Annotated in this window: 6 protein-coding genes; 1 reads left to right on the forward strand and 5 read right to left on the reverse strand. The window is 70.7% G+C overall.

Annotated features, from left to right (window positions below):
• Positions 1–104: 104 nt before the first annotated feature.
• Positions 105–893, forward strand: coding sequence for an SDR family NAD(P)-dependent oxidoreductase (locus MJ797_RS05100; protein ID WP_239332323.1), 789 nt, complete (start codon positions 105–107; stop codon positions 891–893).
• A 203-nt stretch (positions 894–1,096) separates the two neighbouring features.
• On the opposite strand, the gene MJ797_RS05105 is transcribed toward MJ797_RS05100, so the two are convergent.
• The 5 genes from MJ797_RS05105 to MJ797_RS05125 all read right to left on the reverse strand — a co-directional run bounded on the left by MJ797_RS05105 (position 1,097) and on the right by MJ797_RS05125 (position 5,374).
• Entirely contained in the window at positions 1,097–1,516 is a 420-nt protein-coding gene (locus MJ797_RS05105; protein WP_239310084.1) for a MaoC/PaaZ C-terminal domain-containing protein, read from the reverse strand.
• Positions 1,516–2,004, reverse strand: coding sequence for a MaoC family dehydratase N-terminal domain-containing protein (locus tag MJ797_RS05110; RefSeq protein ID WP_239332325.1), 489 nt, complete (start codon positions 2,002–2,004; stop codon positions 1,516–1,518). The genes MJ797_RS05105 and MJ797_RS05110 overlap by 1 nt, the downstream gene beginning before the upstream one ends.
• 267 nt (positions 2,005–2,271) lie before the next feature.
• Positions 2,272–3,279: an LLM class flavin-dependent oxidoreductase gene (locus MJ797_RS05115; protein WP_239332327.1), complete on the reverse strand. Its 1,008-nt coding sequence runs from the start codon at positions 3,277–3,279 to the stop codon at positions 2,272–2,274.
• Positions 3,276–4,778, reverse strand: a complete 1,503-nt coding sequence (locus MJ797_RS05120; RefSeq protein ID WP_239332329.1) for a class I adenylate-forming enzyme family protein — start codon at positions 4,776–4,778, stop codon at positions 3,276–3,278. Before MJ797_RS05120 ends, MJ797_RS05115 begins: the two co-directional genes overlap by 4 nt.
• Positions 4,775–5,374 (reverse strand): nuclear transport factor 2 family protein, encoded by a 600-nt coding sequence (locus MJ797_RS05125; RefSeq protein ID WP_374581473.1) that lies wholly within the window; start codon positions 5,372–5,374, stop codon positions 4,775–4,777. The genes MJ797_RS05120 and MJ797_RS05125 overlap by 4 nt, the downstream gene beginning before the upstream one ends.
• Between the last annotated feature and the right edge of the window lie 302 nt (positions 5,375–5,676).

Below are 5,676 nucleotides of genomic sequence, written 5' to 3' on the forward strand. Positions count from 1 at the left end.
TCGCCTGATCATTATCAGACCAACCCGGTCGGCCGCTGGGTGCGCGGTGGCGGTTCTTACCACGCACCCAGCGGTCCCGGGAGTCTCTCACCGTAGGAGGGTCCGTGGGGACGCTGGACGGAAAGGTCGCGCTGGTCACCGGGGCCAGCCGCGGCATCGGAGCGACCGTGGCGCTCCGGCTCGCGAGCGAGGGAGCCCGGGTCGCGGCCATGGCGCGTACCCTCGAGCCCGACCCCCGGTACTCCGGAAGCCTGCGGGAAACGGTCGAGGGCATCCGGGCCGCCGGTCACGAGGCCGTCGCCGTCCGCGGCGACCTCTCGTCCGTCGACGACCGGCGCCGCATCGTCGCCGAGACCGTCGAGGCATTCGGCCCGGTCGACATCCTCGTGAACAACGCCGCGGTCACCTTTCTCGCGCCAGTCGAGGAGTTCAGCGAGAAGCGTTTCCGTCTGATGATCGAAGTGCAGGTGTGGGCGCCGTTCGAACTCACCCAGCTCGTTCTTCCCGGCATGCGCGCGCGGGGAGCCGGCTGGCTGCTCAACATCTCCTCCCGGGCCGCGCAGCACCCCGAGGGCCCGCCGTTCGACGCCGTGTACGAACGCGGTTTCTCCGCATACGGGCTGTGCAAGGCGGCGCTGGAGCGTTTCACCACCGCGGTCGCGTCCGAGGGGTACCGTCACGGCATCCGGGCCAACGCGCTCGCCCCGCTCGACAACGTCGCGACACCCGGAGCGGGCGCGCACGACCTCGTCGCGGACTTCCCGCTCGAGGATCCCTCGGTGCTGGCCGAAGCCGCGCTGGCCCTGGTCGAGGGAGACATCACCGGACGGATCGCCTACAGCCAGACGCTGCTGGACGAACTCGGCCGCAAACCCGCCGCGACGGCCCTCTGAAGCCGGCCCTGGACGGCCCAGGCAGCCAGCAGAGCAACGGCCATCCAGAAGATCGGCGCGAGTCTGTCGTCAGGTACGCGTTTCCGGTCGACAGGCGTACCCAGGAACAAACTCGCGCCGATCATGCTTTCTCGATGTTGTCCCAAACGCCCCAAGCACCCCGGCTTCCCGGCTTCCCGGGAAGCCGGCGGGAGCCTGGGAGCTCAGTCCACGCGGGCGGTGGCGTAGCCGGCGATGACCTCCTCGCCCCGCTCGTTGACCGTGACCACGTCGAGGTCGACGAGGGCGACGCCGTCGTCGTCGCGCAGACCGGCAATGACGACACGGGCGGTCAGCCGGTCACCCGGCCAGATCTGGCTTTTGAACCGGACGCCGTAGCGGGTGAGACGGCCGTCGCCCACCAGATCGGTGACGGCGCGGGCGGTCATACCCATCGCCAGCATCCCGTGCGCGAACACACCCGGGTAGCCGGCCGCGTCGTGTGCGTACACACCATCGGTGTGCAGCGGGTTGTAGTCCCCGGAAGCCCCGGCGTACTGCACGATCTGCGTCCGGGTGAGGTCCTCGACGAGCACCTGCTCGCGAACCTCGCCGACCTTCACGTCAGCCCCACGCAGTGCCATCAGTTCGCTCCCTGCTCAACCGGCTTCTCCGGTCGTACGCTCACACCGCGGGCCCGGACCACCAGCTCACCGGCGGCGTCCCGGTACTCGGTGACCTGTTCTTCGAACACCAGCCTGCCGCCGCGCCGGCCCGTCTTCTCCCAGGTGCCGCCCGGGATGGTGGTCACCTCGAGCACGTCCCCCGGCCGGACCTGCCGGAAGTACTCGAAGTGCTGCTCGGCGTGCAGCCGGCCACCGCCGGAGACGGGCTCGGTGACTCCGGTGGGCTCCCGGCCGGAGCCAAACCACGGCTCGCCGGCATGTGGCCGCAGCGGGTAGTCGGGATCGTACTGGGCGGAGGACTGCACAAACGTCGGCGGCGCGATGATGCCCGCGGCCTCGGACTCGCTGGCCCGCTGCGCATCGTGGTAGACGGGGTTGGGATCCCCGACCGAACGCGCGAAAAGCAAAATCTGACCGGCCTCCACCGGGAACGTGAACTGCCCCACGAATACTCCCCTACTCCTCGTCGTTGAAGGCGGGCGGCCGAGGATTCCAGCCACCAGATAGAGCAATCATTAATACTTTTACCGGCTTAGAGCGCCCGAGGATAGGGCGTTCGACCAGCGAACGGCTCATCCGCGCCCGGTCCGGCAAGGCTGCGGAGGAAGGCGCCCTGGTGGTGGGCGCCGACTGACGACAACGCGGCCGGGCGGGATGCCGCGAGCCGCGAGCCGGACAGTCCTATCCTCGGGCGCTCTTACTCCTCCAGGCGCTCACCCACGCCGCACAAGCAGGCGCCGCACCTGTGCCGCGGACTCCATCGCCTCGTCCTCATCACTCGCGACCGGCAGCAGATGCACATCGCGGCAGCCCGCCTCAAGGTAGGGCACCAGGGCCTCGGCCACGTCCTGGGGCGTTCCCCGGGGCACGTACTTCGAGAAACGGTCGAAGGGCACACCGTAGAAACTCTCCATCGCCCGCGAGACCGAGCAGCCCGCGTCCTCCACGGACCTGCCGAAGCCGCACCAGACGAGCAGCGCGTGCCGCCAGGCCGTCCCGGTCCGCCCGGCTGAGACCGCGACGCCGTCGATCTCGGCGGTGACCGCGGCGTAACGATCGGGCGAGACCCACACGCCGAGCCAGCCGTCACCGTGCCGGCCCGCGCGCCGGACCGCCGCGGCCGATCGGCCACCGATCACTATCGGTACGGCGACAGCCGGCGGCGGCGACACCCGCACGTCCCGGAGCCGGAAGTGCTCGCCGTCGACCGTCACCGCCTCGCCGGCCAGCAGCGCCCGCAACACGACGAGCGCCTCGTCCATCCGGCGGCCGCGGGTGGCGGGGTCGACGCCGCAGGCCTCGATCTCGGCACGGTCCTCGCCTCCGATGCCCACGCCGAAGACGAACCGGCCGGGTGCCAGGGCGGCGAGCGTGGCTACCTGACGCGCCACCGGGACGGGGTGCCGCAGCGGGAGCAGGAACACCCCGGTGTGCACCTCGACGCCGGGCGCGGCCATCAACAGCGCGGTGGCCTGGATGAGCCCGTCGGAGCCATAGCCACCGCGAAAGCTCACGTGGTCGCCGATGACAGCATGGTCGAAACCGAGATCCCGTACCTGCCGCGCGGCGTCGAACAGCCGCTCCGTGCCGCTGCGCAGCAACGCGAAGGGTGGCCGGACCCCGATCCGCGGCCCAACCGACCGGATCTCGGCCGCCGCCGTCCCAACTGTGTCGACGGTCGCTGTGTCGACGGCCGCTGGGCCGCTGCCCGCTGCGGTCATGATTCCAGCACGCGGCGCAGCACCTTGCCGGCCGCGCCCCTCGGCAGAGTATCGATCATCTCCCATTCGGCGGGCACCTTGAATCCGCTCAGGGACTCTCGCGCGAACAGGCGCAGCTCCTCGACATCCGGTGGATCATGTGGGTCCACCAGGACGATGAAGGCCTTCACAACCTGCCCCCAGCGCCGGTCGGCCCGGCCGACCACGGCAACCTCACGGATCGCCGGATGGAGGCTGAGGACCTGTTCCACCTCCAGCGGATCCACGTTCTCCCCACCCCGCACGATGCGATCACCGCGCCGGCCCAGCAGCGTGACATAGCCGCTGGGATCGATACGCCCGAGGTCCCCGGTGTGGAGCCAGCCGTCGGCCGCGGGACGGAAAAGGTGCTCGCCCCGGGCCCGGATCTCGCCGCTGCCGTCCGGTGCCGGATCGGCCACCCGCAGTTCCACGCCCTGGGCCGCGCGGCCGACCGTACGCAACAGCTCAGGCCGGGTCGTGGCGGCAAGCCGGTGATCCTCGAAGCTCAGACAGGTGATCGGAGAGCCCTCCGTCTGCCCGAAGATCTGAACAAAGTCGACGTCCGGGAGAACGGCCATCGCCTCACGGAGCGTGTCCGGATGAATCGGGGATGCGCCATACTGCAACACCCGCAGCGTGGGCAGCGCGAGGGCGTTCTCCGCGAGCAGCCGGTCGATCATCGTCGGCACCAGCAGGGCGTGCGTCGTGCCGTGGTCGGCCAGCTCCCGCCAGGTCCGCGGCGAGAACGGCGGCGAACAGACGACCGTGGCACCAGCACCCAACGCAACCGCGATCATGCCGAGACCGGCGATGTGATGGTACGGCGAACCGGATGCGTACACGCTGCCCGGTGCGAGGTGGACGATCGCCGCGTTGACCTGGACCCGCACCGCGAGCTTGCCCTGAGCCACGAACACCGGCTTGGGCACTCCGGAGGTGCCGGACGTGTGCAGGATCAGCGCGGTCTGTTCCGGGCCCGGCTGCTCCGCCGCCGGCCGGTCGGACAATGGCCGGTCGGACGCGGCGGCCGGCGGGTGCACGACAAGCCTTCGGCCCGTTGCCGCCGCCACCTCGCGTCCAAGATCTTCAACGGCTGGTTCGGCCAGGAGCAGGTCGCCAGCGAGGCCGGCCAGGCAGCTGGAGAGCTCCCGAATGGTAAGCCTGGTGCTGATCGGCGCAAGCGGACGCCGGGTGGCTGCCCCGGCGATGGTCAGCGCGAGTGCTTCCAGCGTGGTCGAGACCAGGGCCGGCAGCGGGGTCCCCACACCCACGGCGAGGCTGTCCAGCCAGCCGGCCGCGCCCGCGGCGTAACACAGCAGGTCAGCGCCGGACCAGCGGACGGTCCCGCTGCTCACGGCCAGCCGGCTCGCGCCCGGGCCCGACCAGGCCTCGGCGAGCTGGGCCGTCCACGTCGTCCCGGCCCCAGTGGCTCCAGCCCCAGTGGCTCCAGCCCCGGTTGTCCCGTCCCCGGCGGTCATGCCCGGGTAGTCCGGGCGGCAGCGGTTGGCCCGGATACGACCACCGCAGCCACAGGCGCAGCCGCCCCGGACGCGGTCAGCCCGGTGGTGTCGACACCCTCCCAGAAACCCGCCCAAGCCGGAAAGGACCAGGGCAGACCAGGTGGCGTCGTCGAGGTGCCCCAGCTGTCGAAGCCCACGGCCTGCGGGTGCTCGTTGGCGTCGGCGGCATACCAGTGGCGCTCGTCCCTGCGGTCGAACAGCCACTCTCCGTCGACCCGGCGGTAGGTGTCGAAGTAGCAGATGGCCATGACGATCCAGCGGTCGCCGACCTCGTGCTCGGCCCGGCAGTACACCTGCCCGCGGGCGTTGTCCGCGTCGAGCAGTTCCACCCGATGGCCGCAGATCTGGTGCACCGACCGGTAGAACCACCGCAGGCTGGGTGCGATGTAGTCCCGCAGCGCCTCGCGGCCCTGGCCGTGCCGCCCGCAGTTGACATCCGGCACGAACAGCGAAACCCAGGCGTCGAGGTCACGTCCATCGACCGCGAGCGCGTACCGGATCGGCAGCTGCTCGATCGCGAGCCGCGCCTCCACCTGCTCCAACCGCGCGAGCAACCCCGCGTCGTGCGTCGTCACGGCACCTCCAGGTCAGGCCTTCCCCCCGGATGGTCGCTTCGCGACGATCCAGGGACCCGGGCTCCGGGGCGGGCCGTCGTGCGGGGCAGGCGATCGCCTCCGATCGCGTCCGGACAGGAGCCCGCCAGGCCTCCTCGTCCGTCACACCGCCACCACAACTAGGCCAACCCAAACAGCAATACGCTTAATGAGTTGCACTATAGTTCCCGGCTGCCCGTCCGGCGACGCCTTCCCGCAGGGCCACCTCAACGACCCGGGCGCACACGGAACGCGCAGGTCAC

This window comes from Protofrankia sp. CiP3 (genome assembly GCF_917627345.1).
Lineage (GTDB): Bacteria > Actinomycetota > Actinomycetes > Frankiales > Frankiaceae > Protofrankia.

What these genes read in the sequence shown, in the direction of transcription:
- MJ797_RS05105 (WP_239310084.1), bottom strand. Translation starts at nt 1,516, where the DNA reads ATGGCACTGCGTGGGGCTGACGTGAAGGTCGGCGAGGTTCGCGAGCAG.
- MJ797_RS05115 (WP_239332327.1), bottom strand. Translation starts at nt 3,279, where the DNA reads ATGACCGCAGCGGGCAGCGGCCCAGCGGCCGTCGACACAGCGACCGTC.
- MJ797_RS05120 (WP_239332329.1), bottom strand. Translation starts at nt 4,778, where the DNA reads ATGACCGCCGGGGACGGGACAACCGGGGCTGGAGCCACTGGGGCTGGA.